The organism is Pedobacter nutrimenti (genome assembly GCF_003208655.1).
In the GTDB taxonomy this organism is placed as follows: Bacteria; Bacteroidota; Bacteroidia; order Sphingobacteriales; family Sphingobacteriaceae; genus Pedobacter; species Pedobacter nutrimenti.
The window spans coordinates 601,539-616,661 of sequence record NZ_QKLU01000001.1; the positions used below are offsets into that span (position 1 = coordinate 601,539).

The 15,123-nt window shown below is 37.8% G+C and carries 15 protein-coding genes and 1 tRNA gene; 8 read left to right on the forward strand and 8 right to left on the reverse strand.

Annotated features, from left to right (window positions below; translation table 11 throughout):
- Positions 1-6: 6 nt before the first annotated feature.
- From B0O44_RS02430 to B0O44_RS02440, 3 genes are all read left to right on the forward strand, one after another.
- On the forward strand, positions 7-750 hold the full coding sequence (locus B0O44_RS02430) for a polysaccharide lyase family 7 protein (RefSeq protein ID WP_110827101.1): 744 nt from the start codon (positions 7-9) through the stop codon (positions 748-750).
- Positions 751-820: 70 nt separating this feature from the next.
- Positions 821-893 (forward strand) — tRNA-Lys (locus B0O44_RS02435).
- Between the two features lie 92 nt (positions 894-985).
- A complete protein-coding gene (locus tag B0O44_RS02440; protein WP_110827102.1) occupies positions 986-1,726 on the forward strand; it encodes a DUF3667 domain-containing protein in 741 nt (246 codons plus the stop codon).
- 28 nt (positions 1,727-1,754) lie between these two features.
- On the opposite strand, the gene B0O44_RS02445 is transcribed toward B0O44_RS02440, so the two are convergent.
- The 3 genes from B0O44_RS02445 to B0O44_RS02455 form a co-directional block, all read right to left on the reverse strand.
- Positions 1,755-2,603, reverse strand: a complete 849-nt coding sequence (locus B0O44_RS02445) for an alpha/beta hydrolase family protein (protein WP_170123251.1) — start codon at positions 2,601-2,603, stop codon at positions 1,755-1,757.
- Positions 2,604-3,040: 437 nt separating this feature from the next.
- On the reverse strand, positions 3,041-4,171 hold the full coding sequence (locus tag B0O44_RS02450) for a transglutaminase domain-containing protein (RefSeq protein ID WP_110827104.1): 1,131 nt from the start codon (positions 4,169-4,171) through the stop codon (positions 3,041-3,043).
- A gap of 156 nt (positions 4,172-4,327) precedes the next feature.
- Complete coding sequence (locus tag B0O44_RS02455) at positions 4,328-4,957, reverse strand: hypothetical protein (RefSeq protein WP_146229755.1); 630 nt, start codon at positions 4,955-4,957, stop codon at positions 4,328-4,330.
- A 399-nt stretch (positions 4,958-5,356) separates the two neighbouring features.
- Here B0O44_RS02455 and B0O44_RS02460 point away from each other — a divergent pair, with 399 nt between their 5' ends.
- Positions 5,357-6,496 (forward strand): helix-turn-helix domain-containing protein, encoded by a 1,140-nt coding sequence (locus tag B0O44_RS02460; RefSeq protein ID WP_110827106.1) that lies wholly within the window; start codon positions 5,357-5,359, stop codon positions 6,494-6,496.
- 152 nt (positions 6,497-6,648) lie between these two features.
- Entirely contained in the window at positions 6,649-8,115 is a 1,467-nt protein-coding gene (locus B0O44_RS02465; RefSeq protein ID WP_170123252.1) for a serine hydrolase domain-containing protein, read from the forward strand.
- 129 nt (positions 8,116-8,244) lie between these two features.
- Here B0O44_RS02465 and B0O44_RS02470 read toward each other — a convergent pair whose 3' ends face one another.
- The 4 genes from B0O44_RS02470 to B0O44_RS02485 form a co-directional block, all read right to left on the reverse strand.
- Positions 8,245-8,652, reverse strand: coding sequence for a VOC family protein (locus B0O44_RS02470; RefSeq protein ID WP_110827108.1), 408 nt, complete (start codon positions 8,650-8,652; stop codon positions 8,245-8,247).
- 40 nt (positions 8,653-8,692) lie between these two features.
- Positions 8,693-9,427 (reverse strand): helix-turn-helix transcriptional regulator, encoded by a 735-nt coding sequence (locus B0O44_RS02475; protein ID WP_110827109.1) that lies wholly within the window; start codon positions 9,425-9,427, stop codon positions 8,693-8,695.
- Between the two features lie 80 nt (positions 9,428-9,507).
- A complete protein-coding gene (locus tag B0O44_RS02480) occupies positions 9,508-10,425 on the reverse strand; it encodes a helix-turn-helix domain-containing protein (protein WP_110827520.1) in 918 nt (305 codons plus the stop codon).
- Between the two features lie 33 nt (positions 10,426-10,458).
- Positions 10,459-11,367, reverse strand: coding sequence for an NmrA family NAD(P)-binding protein (locus B0O44_RS02485; RefSeq protein ID WP_110827110.1), 909 nt, complete (start codon positions 11,365-11,367; stop codon positions 10,459-10,461).
- A 225-nt stretch (positions 11,368-11,592) separates the two neighbouring features.
- Here B0O44_RS02485 and B0O44_RS02490 point away from each other — a divergent pair, with 225 nt between their 5' ends.
- Together B0O44_RS02490 and B0O44_RS02495 are read left to right on the forward strand one after the other, a co-directional pair.
- Positions 11,593-13,008 carry an aldehyde dehydrogenase family protein gene (locus B0O44_RS02490; protein WP_110827111.1) on the forward strand — a complete coding sequence of 472 codons (1,416 nt, stop codon included), beginning with the start codon at positions 11,593-11,595 and terminating at the stop codon, positions 13,006-13,008.
- A 69-nt stretch (positions 13,009-13,077) separates the two neighbouring features.
- Positions 13,078-13,884 (forward strand): helix-turn-helix domain-containing protein, encoded by an 807-nt coding sequence (locus B0O44_RS02495; protein WP_110827112.1) that lies wholly within the window; start codon positions 13,078-13,080, stop codon positions 13,882-13,884.
- Positions 13,885-13,956: 72 nt separating this feature from the next.
- Here B0O44_RS02495 and B0O44_RS02500 read toward each other — a convergent pair whose 3' ends face one another.
- A complete protein-coding gene (locus tag B0O44_RS02500; RefSeq protein ID WP_110827113.1) occupies positions 13,957-14,343 on the reverse strand; it encodes a winged helix-turn-helix transcriptional regulator in 387 nt (128 codons plus the stop codon).
- Between the two features lie 123 nt (positions 14,344-14,466).
- Here B0O44_RS02500 and B0O44_RS02505 point away from each other — a divergent pair, with 123 nt between their 5' ends.
- On the forward strand, positions 14,467-15,120 hold the full coding sequence (locus tag B0O44_RS02505) for a cupin domain-containing protein (RefSeq protein ID WP_211321292.1): 654 nt from the start codon (positions 14,467-14,469) through the stop codon (positions 15,118-15,120).
- Positions 15,121-15,123: the final 3 nt, after the last annotated feature.

The window sequence follows — 15,123 nt, forward strand, 5'->3', positions numbered from 1 at the left end:
TAATATATGAAAACCAACTTATTCACCATCCTGATCCCCATTGTCCTATCTTTTTCTCATCCGGGTAAAGCGCAGCAAAAGCGACCATCAGAGGTTCTAGACCTTAAAAATTGGAAACTAAATGTGCCGGAAGATGTAAAAACACCAGGACGTTCAGATGAGTACAAACAGCCAGAATTAAATACATACAGCAGCGTGTGGTTTCATACCGATAGCCTGCCGGATGCCGTTGTATTTAAAGCCAATACAGGAGGTGTAACGACAACCGGTTCCGGTTATCCCCGTTCGGAACTCCGTGAAATGACCAGCGAAGGGAAAAAAAATGCCTCATGGTCTTCTTCCGAAGGAACTCATACCCTTTATATTGATCAAAGCATTAGCCATCTCCCCGACCGCAAACCACATATTGTAGTCGGACAAATTCATGATGCCGATGATGATGTTATTGTTTTCAGACTGGAAGGTAAAAAATTATTCATTAAAATGGGCGATGAAAAAGGTCCCCTTTTAGAGGATAATTACAGACTTTCGACACGTTTCAATGTGATGTTTAGGGTACACGACAACCAAACAGAATGTTATTACAATAACAAGCTTATCTATACTTACCCCAAGGCATTTACGAACGCTTATTTTAAAGCCGGAGCCTATGTTCAATCTTCCTGTAAAGGTAAAAGAAAGGTTGAAGGCGAACTATGCGAAGCTTATGGAGAGGTGAAGATTTATGAGGTATGGACCAAACATGAATAAATATTTTTTCAAATTTATTTAGCATAATAAATTTAAAATTCTATCTTTGCACCCTCTTCAAAAAGGAGATGATTCCGTAGCTCAGCTGGTAGAGCATTACACTTTTAATGTAGTGGTCCTGGGTTCGAATCCCAGCGGGATCACAGAGAATAACACCAAAAAACAAAAACCTTGAAAATCAAATGATCACAAGGTTTTTGTTTTTTGAGAAAACCCTCAGAACGATTGCTAGCCAATGACAACCAACTGTTTAAACTGCAATGAAAAAATTGCAGGAAAATTTTGCAGTAATTGCAGCCAAGCCTCCTCAACACATCGATTTTCCTTAGCCCACGTTTTTAAACACGATTTTATCCACGGAATATTTCACTTCGACAAAGGCTTTTTCTACACGATTAAAGAATTGTTTACAAGACCAGGGCATAGTATAAGGGAGTATGTACAAGGAAAAAGAGTAAAACACTTTAATTATTTTGCAACGATAATTCTTTTGCTAACAATTAGCTATTTTTTAAAAAAATGGACAAAAATTGATGCATCAGCCATATTTAATGATCAATCAAGAGTAACAGGACTTTTTAAAGTACTAAAAGACTATTCAAAAGTTACCGTTTTTTTACATATTCCGGTTATTGCTTTAGCCAGTTACGTATTCTTCAAAAAAAGCAAACAAAATTATACAGAGCAGCTCGTACTCAATTTGTATTTGTTATGTGCGCTCTTAACAATTAGTCTTATTTTTCCAATCTGCATGATTTTTAGTGACAACAAAGATTTTATTGTTGGAGTAAACTATTTCCTTACCATTCTGACCTTTTTCTATATAATAATTTTTTATTATCAATATTTTTCTGTCTTTGATCTAAAAAAACACCAACTTATCATTCGGGTTGTACTCATTTCAATCCTGTATTTATTGATAAAACAATTAGCCAATAATGTTTTAAATATTATTGGGCGTAATTTTTTGAATTAGCGACAAACTGGGGTTCGAACAGAAGGGCCTATCTACCTATCCCCTTTTGCTTTAATGCAATTATCCATTTTATCGCTTCGTTTACGGGCTCTTTCGATTTCGCAAAAGCAGTGTTATGTCCAAAGGCAGGAAATATCTGGAATTCGTAAGGTTTGCCTTTTGCCTTTAGCATCTCCAGATTTTCTACCGAAAGCCCCACAGGTGCCTGAACATCCCTTCCGCCAAAAAGCCAAAGCCCTGGTATAGAGAGCTGCATAAGGGACTTACTCGGATCGGTCGCTGCAAACTGGTACTTATCAGGGTCGGTGCGTATATGTTCTCGCGCATCAGCCTCTGAATGTGTATCCCAAAATTTAGCATTTCCCTCCGTATAGAACTGGAAACGCAATTGTTCAAGGGTCGTGGCTACAGGTCCGCTGAACAGCACCATAAAGTCTATTTTAGTGTTTTTGGCCGTTGCAATTGGAATTACCCAGGCCGCCTGGCTAAAGCCCATCAGCCCAATGGGTGTTCGGGAAGGTATATATTTGGATAGTTCACTAAATGCTCCAACCGCATCTAGTGCCAATAGGTTAAGGTTGGCAGAATCGATGTTGTTGGTTCCCACTTCAGGCCCAACATAGGTTCCTTCTGATTGCCCCACTCCACGTTTGTCATAGGTCAGCACCGCAATGCCGCTATTTGCGAGGATTGTGGCGAGCCCTCCCATTCTCTTTTCCTGGCCTGAGCCATGAACCAGTACCACAGCTCCATATATTTTATTTGGCCTATAGACGGTCCCAGAAATTGCAGCTCCCATACTTTTGAAGCTGACTTCACTTATTTTAAATTCTGCTGTCCCGGGTGTTTCGGCTGCAGTCTGCGCAAATGAGCTCATGCCGATACAGCATAGGAAAAGTAAAAAACAAGATTTGATTGTCGCTGTTATTTTAAACATATTCTTAAGGTTTTACCAAGTAGACAATTGGGTTTCACTTTGGGTTGCAGAAGAAATAAAATATACTGGAATTGCTACATCTTCCGACCCGAGTAATTCCTGTGCCCATTCTTTCATCGCAGTAAAAACACCAAACTATGAAGGACAGATTTTACTAAGCCCGGCTCCTAAAAATGGGAAATACAATGAAATTGAACGGATTAGAATGCCAGACCTTAAAAAAATCAGGCCCGAAAGACACTGGCACAGCTGCTCTTAGCCTATAAAATCAAAAAATCACAGTGGGACCCCGGAAACAAAGAAAAAAGCCTTATCTCAGGACTTTTTTCTTTTGAGGTATATTCACAGACTACACACATATTGTGCATTTTTTCCTTTTAAGGTGTTTGCCAAAATAGTGTTGGATTATTTGTCTTGTAATTTGTGGATGTTGTCCCAGCATTTTCGTTTTTGTTAATACTTTTGTCTGGTTTTTGTTGAAATGCATCTAATGGCAATAGTTCTACATAAGTAAATTGCTTGCCTTTAGCCCAAGTTTCAGAATTATATTCGCTTCTCAATATACATTGAAAACGATACAAGTTTTTTGCCATATAGTTATACAAGTAATCTTCTTTTGTAACGGATGATTTATGATTCCAGTTGGCGTCTGGGTTTAGTATTAACGGTTTGTTTGTTAATAACCTTTCTCTGACTTCTTGTATGCCTAGCAATTCTCCTTTTTCATCCATCACATAAGCATCATTTGTAGGATCTATCCATACCCACTTTTTCTTACCTTCTAAATAGACCGTATTTATTACGTGGCAATCGCTGAAGATGGTGTCTTTTGGCATACAGGTAACAAACCTTGATTTTATCCCCAATGACAAATAACATTCGTTTAAGACTGATGCCAAGCCTCTACAATTTAAACCTCTATTATCTCTTTTGCATTCTTTAATCATGCTTAAGGCATTCTTAATCGCAGGATTTTCGCCATTACCGTTGTGTGGTATCAAATTATGTACCCAATGAAGCAGGTTAATGATTTTTAATTCTTCGCCTCCTGTTCCGGCTATGGAATCCAACTTAAATTCTTTTCTTAATATAATTAGATTTGGATCACTTTTCTCTTGATATTCAAACTTTGGAATTGCCCGGTTGTCGTTAAAATTATATTTAGCAGCTGTTTGCAAAATTTGTAAGTAACTTGGCTTGTATTTAATTTGTGCATAAGCTTTGATGGTATCATTTAGTAAAATAACAAAGTCGAATTTTGTGGTAGGTTCAATGGTTACCGAAATAGAATCAACATCAGTGTAAAGGGTTACTTTCTCACCCAGATTAGATGTAGAAAGAATATCGGGCTTTTTTTCCGGCGAAATAAAACCGGATGATTTATAAAATTTATTTCCAAGTCTAACATCTATGATTTTTGATGTCGCCCTTATCGTTGGCAATTCCTGCGCAAAATTCATCTTGCTTAATAAAGCAAGTATGATAATTAAAACTAGTTTCTTTGTCATATCTTTTAAAAGACGTATAAATCTTAAAAAAGGTTGCAACTGTACTGATGTTTAATTGGTTAAGGAAGGTATTTCTGCTTAGGCATTTGCGTTTTCAAGAAAAAAAAGCCTCCAGTTCTTGCGCTGGCGGAGTTTTGGTAAGCGCCATCCATTCTTTTAATATAAATTTTTATCAGAAAATTTGAAATCCTGTATTTTTGGCAAGGGCCTAATTAGAACTATTTTTTTTCTTTTAGCTAATGTTTTCCCTGAACCTGATGTTTCGTCAGTTTCGGTTCTTAGCCCGGTAATTAAGTTAAATTTTGTTTCTGTAAATATTGTATTCTCATCCGTATATCCCTTTGTAGAATTATTAGTTAACTTCTTTACCCTAATCAGTTCAAAATTGCCATTGTGATACTTGAAATCGTAAGTAATGTTTCCTCCTTTAATTTCACTCCACATTGTTAAAATTCCTTTTTCAATAAAAAAGCTCGGAATTTGATAGCCATTAAATTTTCCCTGATTTTCAACAGGATATTGTGGTTCAATAATTTTGGTTGAAGATACAGCTAAGGTTAATTTTCCATTTGGCTGAGAGAGGAAAATTTGTAATATCAATGGCCTGGTTTCATTTATTGTATCCATTTTTACAATTATTTTGTCCATTTTACCATCATGATTTAAGTCGCCTTTTTCCTCCCTTACCTGACAATTATAATTGCCTTTATTTTTAATACCCTGAGCTGATAAATTCATTTGAACCAAAATCAAAAGGAAGGAAAGGCATAGATAAATGTTTCTCATAATCTGAAATTTATTTATTTTTTTGAAACGAATGCTTAACTTATAAATATACACAACTCATTATTCTCAGGCCTTTGGCTGGTAGATCTCTGAAATGCAAAGGTCAAGATTTATCTGAAACAATAAGCCCTGTCCGGTACTTCCTATTATCCTAAACGAAAGTTCGGGCTTTTTTGTTTAGCATAACAAGGATTCCAGCAGAATGGCCAGCCGGTTCGGGTAAGCACAGACAAAAAGTCCTAGGCGATCACCTATCGTTTTATTTCGTGAAATATTTATCTAAATTCGCCCGATGAAATAAGGGAATAATTAGGGTAGCTATTACAAATATTACTAATTACCATGTTTCAATCAAAAAATAGCTTATCCAAACATATGATGAACAACGAAGAATAAGGCATGGACAAAATCAATTTGATATTAATTCTGACGATAGTCACCCTGTTCATTTCATTATTTCTTGCCTTTTTTTTGCTCACCGTTCAAACAAAACACAAAATAAGCAATATACTGTTTGCTGTTTTTCTATTAGTAACCGCAATAGATACCAGTCATCCTTTGTTTGATTTAGGATCTGCTGGCCCTTCAAATCTGGGAATGCTAAGAACGACACTCGCTTTATTACAGGTTCCTGTTTTTTATCTGTATGTTTTATCTGTTTGTTATGCTGATTTTAAACTTAAACCCAAATACCTATTTCATCTCCTTCCGTTTTTAATTGCTAATGCCATTTTATTACCTCGTTTTTATACTGTAGATACCGCCTCTAAAATTAATTTTATTCTGAACCGGCAAGATATGATCGAACTACAGTTCACCCATACTCTTATTCACATTCAAATAGTTGCCTATTTTGTTGCCGTGTTTGTCCTATTGAGAAAAGTAAAAAAGCTATACCTTGAAAATTATGCAGGCGCCAGTATGACCTCTTATAATTGGTTGTTTCAGTTTACCAGTGTACTAACTATTTTATATTTGATTGTTATTTTAAAAAATTGGTTTAAATTTTCTGATTATCCGTACATTTCTGAATGCATAAAAATTGTTATCCTGGTATTCCAACCATTTATTATTTGTTGGTATTTATATAAAGCATTAAATCACCCCGGTTTATTTAGAAGCATAGATTCAAAATTAAAACTTACTTCTGACCTTGTTCTAGAAGAAAAAAACAACACGCAAACGGGTGTAAATGAAAAGGAATACAATGAAGAGTTATTGAAGTTGCAGCAATACATGGTGGAAAAACAGCCATTTCTTAATCCTTCTTTAACAATTCAGGATGTTGCCAGCGATATTAAAGTTCCTGTTCGCAACCTATCTCTTTTAATTAATCATAAATTAGAACAGCATTTTTATGATTTCGTTAATGCCTATCGCATAGAATATGCAATGGATATTTTAAAAGATGCTACAAAAAGCAAGGTAACTGTTTTAGAAATTCTATACGAAGTAGGTTTTAATTCAAAATCTTCTTTTAATACGGCTTTTAAAAAGCACACTGGCAATACCCCTACTTCCTATCGCAAAAACCTGTAAAACAAAACCTTGTAATTACTCGTACTTGCCTTTTTAATTATCCGTACTCATTTTTTGAAACAAATGCGTTCGACTACTTTTATTCGGTCGTACAGCACCCGTTTCTTCCCCATGTTTGTATCGAAATAATGTTTAACATAAAATTCGACACCATGAAAAGTACACTGTATTTATTAATTCTTCTACTAACAATTTCTGGTTGCCAGACATCCAATAAAGTTTTGTCAAAAAAAAGAGACTATAGTTTTCTAACGGACAGTTTACAAATTGAACAACAATTAGAAAAATATAAGCTCCCGGGATTTAGCCTTGTTGTTTTTGAAAATTATAAAATTGTTTATTCCAAACAATTCGGAGTGAAGTCGATGGATTCTCCGGAAAAGATAGATGAAAACACCGCTTTTTCTACAGCATCTATTTCCAAACCAATCACGACACTTCTTTGTTTTATCCTGGAAGAAAAGGGTTTAATTAATCTGAATGAGCCGATTGGCAAATCTCTAAAAAGATGGCATCTACCGAAAAGTAAGTTTACAGAAAACAATAGTCCAACCTGGAAACAATTCCTAAATCATACTGCGGGAACATCTCAGGAAGGTTTTGAAGATCATTATGAAGGAGAAAAAATCCCAACTTTAGAAGAAAGTCTTTTGGGAAAAATCCCAAGATATGACAAAGAAATCGAATTTCTTTTCGAGCCTGGAACCAGCTGGCACTACAGTGGTGGCGGTTACACGATCATCCAAATGGCTTTAGAAGATACGTTCAATAAACCGATTGCAGCGCTCGCAAAACAATATATATTTTCTCCACTAGGCTTAAAATACACGACAATGATCCAGCCTAATGAAAAGGGATTTCTAACCAATGTAGCTTTGGTTCATGACAAAGACGGAAAAGTAATCAAAACCGGCTTGCCAATCACCCCCCAGGTTGGCCCATCCGGACTTTGGTCAACACCTACAGAATTAGCGGAGATTGCAATAGAAATTCAAAATGCTTTGCGCAACAAGAACAACAAAGTAATTTCTCACCATGTGGCAAAAAAAGTGACGGAAGTATCGGCTCTTCTTAAAGAATCAGTGGGTGGATGGAGCTACGGTTGGCAAAAGTCTTTTGGGTACAACAACTATGATTGGTTTGCTTGTAATGGTTCCAACACCGGGGTTGGTGGTAATGTTATGGGAACAATGAAAGATGGAAACGGCTTTGCCTTTCTTGCTAATGGCGAAAAACCCAATCGTTTTCCTGTAATGGGACAAACACAAAGAAAAATCCTAGCATTAATGAATTGGAACGGACAGTTCCATCGTGAAGGCGTTCAGGAAATACAATCTGGTTTAAAACAAAAACTCATCGGAACCTACAATGATTTCCTTTACGGACAAGAGGTAGAAACCAAAATAGTGGAAAGAAATAACCGTCTTTATGTAGAATCTTCACTTTTGGAACATTTTAAGGGAAAAAATGATCAGGAGCTCGTATATCTGAAAAATGGATTGTTCAAAATCATAGATTATCCCAATTTATTAAAGTTCGGTTTTAGCGATGGAAAAGCCAATTCAGTTACCTTAATAAGAGATACCCTCCAAACTAAAATAGAACTCATTAACAAATGATCGTTAAGCCACGGTGACTATGACAGCCTGAGGAGGAGACATCCTAAAAGCCATGTTTCGACCAGCCCAATTCTTAGGGCTGGTCGAAACATGGCTGGTGAACTATAAAGTATAGATTACCTTTAAGATTTAATTATTGTTAAACTTTGCAATGGCCTCAGGACTAACAGGTGTAAAAAGGTTTACCAGATGGCCATCTGGATCTCTTAATAGCAGAGATTTATTTCCCCAGGGCATCATGGTTGGTTCCTGTACGATACAGTTCTCTAAAAAAGCACCTAATTTTCCAAAATGTAGTTGCACATCATCAACCTGAAATTCAATAATAACACTGCGGTTGTACGCTGGTTGCGCGACAAGGTCGCCACCAAAAAACTGCAAAGTTTGTGTGCTTCCGATGGCAAGTGTTGCCGTTTTACTCTTTATTTCAGCAAAATCAGGTGTGTACCTAACGGCAGTCAGTCCTGTTACCTGTTCATAAAAATTGATTAATTCCTCTACCCTGGCGGTAATGATTCGAACGGATGTTAAATTCATTTCTTAATTCATTTAATTGTACCGCTAAGGTAAAAGGCGCTTATGACAACGGTTTGTCAGGGCTTATAAAGTTCTTTTCTTTTTCCTTCAGATAGTCCTGAAGACTAAGCTGGTGCGGCAGAAATTTAAGATCTGTTAAATAAACTGTTTTGATCCTGTCCAACCGGAACATTCTAAAATCATTTCTCCATCTGCAAAAGGCAATCAGGGTCCAATGTTGCTGCAAACTGTAATAGAAGGCAAAAGGCTCAATAAATCTTTCTGTGCTTTCATTTTTGCCTTCTGCCTGGTAGGTTATTCGCAACACAGTGAAACTGGTCAATGCATTTTGGACTAAAGATAAAGAACTACTGGTAGGCTCCTTAAGACTTGCCGGACTTACTGCAACGCGTTTGGAAAGCAGCTCAAGTTTATCCTTTGCCGAGTAATTCAAAACAGCTTTCACTTTGTCTACAGCTTCTTTATAGGCACTTGTTAAAGAACTGTCTTTATTCAGGCGGATCAATTCACCGGCTGTAATCAAAGCATTGGCTTCCTGCTGGGTAAACATCACCGGAGGAATTTTATATCCTTCTGTCAGGGAATAGCCTCTTCCTTCCATACTGGTAATGGGAATGCCAATCTGTTCCAATACCCGAATGTCCCTGTAAATGGTCCTCACACTCACGGCAAATTTTTCTGCCAAATCAGTTGAATTGATAATTCTTTTGGTCTGCAATTGAAGTAAAATTGCACTCAGGCGTGTAAGCCTTTTCATATCGGTATTGCTGCTCATCACTTAATTAGCTGTTTTCAAATATACAAAAGCCTTATTCTGAAGTCTCAAAACCACCACTTGCTGACATTCTTAAAAATTCAATTAAAACTTGACCGAAATTCTATCGGTGAAAGATTCGTTTTGCTTTTAAACAATTTAGTAAAGGATTGCGGATGCTCAAAACCCAGTTCGTAGGCAATTTCACTTACCGTTAATTCCGTTGTCGAAAGTTTTTCTTTAGCTTTCTCCACCAATTTTTGATGAATAAGTTGTTGTGTGCTTTGGCCTGTGAGGCTCTTGAGCAACCTACTCAGGTAGTTTGGAGAGACATTAAGTTCATTGGCGAAAAATTGCACACCTGGTAATCCTTTAAGCGTCCTGCCGGTAGTATAGTAATCATCCAGTAAGCGCTCCATACGATCCAATATCGCATGGCTTGTCATTTTTCGTGTAATAAATTGTCTTTCATAAAAGCGCTCCGAATAATTAAGAAGTGTTTCCAAATACGAAACAATAATATGCTGAGTGAATTTATCCATGTTTGAATGGTACTCCTGTTGTACATTCGCAATAATACTATTGATGGTTGTTTCTTCTTTTTTTGAGAGAAACAAGGCCTCATTTACCGAATAATTGAAAAAATCATATTGGCCAATGTTTTTTGCAAGGGAGGTCTTCCATAAGAAATCAGGATGGATAAGCAGCATCCACCCAGATTGTTCTGTGCTTGGATTGGGCTCCACTACAATCCTGAAAACCTGATTGGGAGAAATGAAAAACATAATGCCCTCGTCAAAATCATATTCCTGTTGTCCATACTTTAATTTTCCGTTCAACCCTCTTTTCAGGGAAATCTGATAAAAATCAAATATCCAGTTCACATCTCCAATATCAGCAGGCCGCTGAACTTCTTTATAATCGACCACACTGATCAGGGGATGTTCAGGCGGAGCCAGCCCCCTGGAACGGTGAAATTCTGTGATGCTTTTTAATCTTTTTGTCTGACGTTGTTCCATTTTAAAAATTTGAAAATTGCTTTGCTGCACTTTTTATTTATCCCCGTGATAGGCTATAGCAAATTCTTTCGCAAAATCAGTAAGTTTTACTTTTCCAAGTTCGGGTTTATTATGATAATAATCTTCATAGAATTCACCACTGCGCTGGCTGGCCTGAAATTCTATAAAACCTTTGGCAACCTGTTCATTAAAGCCAATCTTCAACCAGCTCTTTAATAATTCATCATCAGAAACTACCTTCCATTTCAAATCAGGTTTCCCGATCGATTGCCCTAAAACCTGTGCAATTTCATTTGGTGAAACTTCATCACTTGCTACATAACGAACCGTCCTTCCTTCAAAAGGGTTTTCCATTTCTTCCACAATTGCATCAGCAATATCCAACTGCGAAACCCAGGGTTCTTTTTGATCACCCCCATAATTGGAAACAATGGTCCCATTATTCTTTATGCTACCCATAAGGGAAAACAAGTTAAAGTAAATACCCACAGGACGAACAAATTTAATAGAAATGTCCTGTGCCAGCTGCCTTAATATTTGCTCTACATTGTAATGAAAAATTAAAATACCAGTTCCCTTATTGGTATGTGCACCGATACTGCTTAAATGCACCACATTTTTAACGCCGGCATTTTCAATTGCTTCTTTATAATTTTCACCTATTTTGTTAATGGAACCAATAAAATCTACAGACTGGTCAAACATATCACCTGCCGCTTCCATCGTCTCCATTAAATAAACCAGGTCTGCTCCTTTAAACGTTTCGGAGAGAAAATTAACATCAAACATGCTGCCGATAGCTGCCTTCGCTCCCAGAGCTTCAATAGTAGATTGTCTTTCTGCATTGCTGCTGATCACCATCACCGAATGTCCTTTTTGTACCAGCCGCCGGGTAAGCGGTTTGCCGATGTTCCCTATGGAACCTGTTAAAACAATATTCATTTTTTATATTTTTTTGTTGAAACAAAGTTCCGCGATCAAAAAAACGTACAGCTAACCAAATCTATCCTTGTCTTAGCCAAAAATGACTTGAAATGATTAACGGCTATTTTACACATCAAAAAACAAAATGCATGAGCTCCTCAACAAAGCAACTTTGAACCGTACAACAAAACAGCCCTTTAGAAATTAACAGAACTTTGTCTAATCAAACTAAAAAATAAAAAAATGAAACGACTAGATAAAGGCTACATCAATGGCGCATTTGTAGCGCTCCATGGAAAAGAAATCTTTCAGCTGATCAATCCTACCAATCAACAGAAAATTGGAGAAGTGGTATTGGCGGATGAAACCGACACAAAAAATGCCATTGCGGCAGCGAAAGAAGCTTTTAAACATTTTTCCCAAACAAGTATAGAAGACCGGATCGGCATTTTAGAACGCTTGAAATCTGAAGTGTCCAAGCGGGAAAACGAGCTCATAGAACTGATGGTTCAGGAATATGGCGGCACACGACAATTCTGTACCATGAGTGTGCAAAATTCATTATCTGCATTTGACAATATGATTAAAACCCTGCGCAACTTTGAGTTTCAACGCACTGCAGGCAATACCCTGGTGCAAATGACCCCACTTGGAGTTGTAGCGATCATTACACCCTGGAACTCCAGCAATCATTTTATCTGCAGTAAATTTGCAACAGCTGTGGCAGCAGGCTGTACAGTAGTGGTAAAACCAAGTGAAATGAGCGGCCTGCAAACACAGGTTCTACTGGAATGTTTTCATCAGGCAGATTTACCCAAGGGCTTATTCAATCTGGTCAACGGACTTGGAAATACTGTTGGGGTTACGCTGACCAATCATCCGGATGTTGCCAAAATTTCCTTTACAGGTTCGACGCTTACAGGAAAAGCAATAGCCAAAGCTGCAGTAGATACCATGAAGCGAGTTACCCTGGAGCTGGGTGGAAAATCACCAAATATCATTCTGGAAGACGCCGATTTGGAAAGCGCTATTCCACAGGCCGTTTTCGGCGCGTACATGAACAGTGGTCAGGCCTGCATTGCACCAACTCGTTTACTGGTACCAAAAACCAAACTGGAACAAGTAAATGCCATTGCCAAAGCCGCTGCTACACAAGTTATTGTTGGTCTTCCGGACAGCGAAAGCACCAATGTAGGGCCCATGGTTTCAGAAAAACAATTTGAACGTGTACAAAGTTATATTCAGCTTGGTTTAGATGAAGGAGCTGTTTTACTCAGCGGAGGTGTAGGTAAACCTGCAGGGCTGGAAACAGGCAATTTTGTAAAGGCGACCATTTTCACCAGTGTGCAGAACGATATGCGTATTGCTCAGGAAGAGATTTTCGGCCCTGTCTTGTCCATTATCCCTTACCAAACCGAAGAAGAAGCCATTGCCATTGCCAATGATACCAATTATGGTCTGGCTGCCTACATCACCTCAAAAGATGAACAGCACGCCCTGCGCGTAGCAGCACAGATTGATGCCGGACGGATTAACATCAACGGATTTAAACATGATCCCATGGCTCCATTTGGAGGTTTTAAACAATCCGGTATTGGCAGGGAATTCGGAACTTACGGACTGGAAGCTTATCTGGAACCAAAAGCAATATTAATATAAAAAGGAAAAAAATTATATTTATAGACCCGTCCGGAGCTTTTCGGATGGGTTAAATAAAACCAATCTTTCATGTCCGCAACCGAAAACATCCAGTACATTAACTATTCCTGCTATTTCAATGTGTTTCGTGAAGGAGAACAGTTTGTATCTCATCATAGCCTTTCTATGATTATTTCAGGAGAAATGGAGTTAAATGATGGCAAGACCCGGAGAATTTTCCGGAAGGGCGATGTATACTTTGCCCTTAAAAACCACTTGCTAAAGTTTACAAAAAAACCCGGAGGTGATGAACAATTTAAATCCTTGTCAATCCGGTTCAACGATGACATGTTACGGGAACTCAGTGCTGCTGAAAATTATTATCCTAAAGAAAGACCAAAATCCGCGGCCTTTATCGATTTATCTACGTCCAAATACCTGCTGTATTTTATGCAGTCTTTGCTGCAGTACCAGGACCTGTTGGAAAACAGGGCGCCTGAACTTTTATCTCTAAAACAAAAGGAAGCCCTGCTCCTGCTATTTGCACATGATATTAATTTGAAAGATTTACTGTTTGATCTCTCGGATCCTCATAAAATCAATCTGCAAGCATTTATGGAGAAGAATTTCCATTTCAACGTGAATCTGGACCGTTTTGCTTATTTGACCGGTCGGAGTTTAGCAACTTTTAAACGTGATTTTGAGAAAATATTTCAAACCTCACCCCGAAACTGGTTACAGCAAAAACGTTTGAAAGAAGCATATTATTTAATCAAAGAGAAACAGCAGCGTCCGGGTGCGGTCTATCTGGAACTTGGTTTCGAAGATTTTTCTCATTTTTCCTTTGCTTTTAAGAAGGAATTTGGTCTGGCCCCGTCAGAACTGATAAATACCTAAATCAAATACAGGAACCAACAAATCTAAGTCGTAAAGCGACGAAAGCTAAATGGATTTTATCAAAAAAGAAATTTACCGCATGCCTTCAAGCTCGTCAATAACATCCACTGGGGTTGAAGTCATTGACCGTGTTACCTTTTCCTCCTGCAAATTTGAATAACCCCATTGAATAATGCTTTTTATAACAGGAATTAAAGTTAGACCCTTCGGAGTCAAACTGTATTCAACCTTTTGGGGGCTGCAATTAAATACTTCTTTTTTAACAATACCACTTGACTCAAAAAAGCGCAATTCTTGCGTCAAAACCTTTTCACTGATCCCAGGTAATACGTCCCTGAGTTCAACAAATCTTGAGCATTGCATTTTTAGATGCCATAAAATGGCAATTTGCCATTTCCCACCTAAATACTGTCGGGCATGCTGTACCGGGCAGCCAATATATAGTTCTTTTGAAGGCATAATAATTTGTTCTTACCTAAAGGTAAGCTAATTACCTCTAGGTAAGAATGTTAAATGTTGTTTTTTTTAGCCGTATTTTGTTTTGAGATTCATTCCTGTTTAACCTTTAATAATTTCAAGACAATGGAAAAAGATTTGAGCATTTCAAGGCGCAGCCTGATTCAGAATATTGCGTTGACAACAATGGGAATTGGACTGGCACAATTTATATCCTGTAAGCAAGGCGCAGGAAAGGAAAAGGATCAAAAGGAAATGAAATCACTTTTGCCTTTTTACATACCGCCCAAAATACCTCTACAACCGGGACCTGGAGGAATTGATATACGCACCTGGGTAAAAAGCAGCCAGACCAATCGACAATTTTCCTGCGTGGAAACAGCAGTGGCGGCACGCCGTATGGGACCGGCACCACATGTTCATCAAGATCTGGATGAACTGATGCTTGTTCTGGAAGGAACGGTTACAGTTATGGTAAATGGTAAGGTAGAGGAAATTCAAAGCGGAGGCTGGCATTTCAGACCCAGAAAGCTTGAACATACATTTTGGAACAGTTCCGAAAAGCCACTTCGCTTCATTGACATGTACTTTAATCAAAATTTTGAAGATTTCCTGGAAGAACTCTTTCACCAGATTTTTCCCGAGATGATCAAAAAACATTTAACCCCGGCAGATCCGCAAATAGCTGAACAATTGAAAAATCTTGATAAACGCTTTGGGGTAACCACATTCCCGGAAAAAAGGCAAGCCATCATTGACAAATATGGACTAATAGGATAAGCA

Coding starts and splice junctions, on each gene's coding strand:
- B0O44_RS02430 (WP_110827101.1), top strand. CDS start 7: ATGAAAACCAACTTATTCACCATCCTGATCCCCATTGTCCTATCTTTT.
- B0O44_RS02440 (WP_110827102.1), top strand. CDS start 986: ATGACAACCAACTGTTTAAACTGCAATGAAAAAATTGCAGGAAAATTT.
- B0O44_RS02445 (WP_170123251.1), bottom strand. CDS start 2,603: ATGAGCTCATTTGCGCAGACTGCAGCCGAAACACCCGGGACAGCAGAA.
- B0O44_RS02450 (WP_110827104.1), bottom strand. CDS start 4,171: ATGACAAAGAAACTAGTTTTAATTATCATACTTGCTTTATTAAGCAAG.
- B0O44_RS02455 (WP_146229755.1), bottom strand. CDS start 4,957: ATGAGAAACATTTATCTATGCCTTTCCTTCCTTTTGATTTTGGTTCAA.
- B0O44_RS02460 (WP_110827106.1), top strand. CDS start 5,357: ATGGACAAAATCAATTTGATATTAATTCTGACGATAGTCACCCTGTTC.
- B0O44_RS02465 (WP_170123252.1), top strand. CDS start 6,649: ATGAAAAGTACACTGTATTTATTAATTCTTCTACTAACAATTTCTGGT.
- B0O44_RS02470 (WP_110827108.1), bottom strand. CDS start 8,652: ATGAATTTAACATCCGTTCGAATCATTACCGCCAGGGTAGAGGAATTA.
- B0O44_RS02475 (WP_110827109.1), bottom strand. CDS start 9,427: ATGAGCAGCAATACCGATATGAAAAGGCTTACACGCCTGAGTGCAATT.
- B0O44_RS02480 (WP_110827520.1), bottom strand. CDS start 10,425: ATGGAACAACGTCAGACAAAAAGATTAAAAAGCATCACAGAATTTCAC.
- B0O44_RS02485 (WP_110827110.1), bottom strand. CDS start 11,367: ATGAATATTGTTTTAACAGGTTCCATAGGGAACATCGGCAAACCGCTT.
- B0O44_RS02490 (WP_110827111.1), top strand. CDS start 11,593: ATGAAACGACTAGATAAAGGCTACATCAATGGCGCATTTGTAGCGCTC.
- B0O44_RS02495 (WP_110827112.1), top strand. CDS start 13,078: ATGTCCGCAACCGAAAACATCCAGTACATTAACTATTCCTGCTATTTC.
- B0O44_RS02500 (WP_110827113.1), bottom strand. CDS start 14,343: ATGCCTTCAAAAGAACTATATATTGGCTGCCCGGTACAGCATGCCCGA.
- B0O44_RS02505 (WP_211321292.1), top strand. CDS start 14,467: ATGGAAAAAGATTTGAGCATTTCAAGGCGCAGCCTGATTCAGAATATT.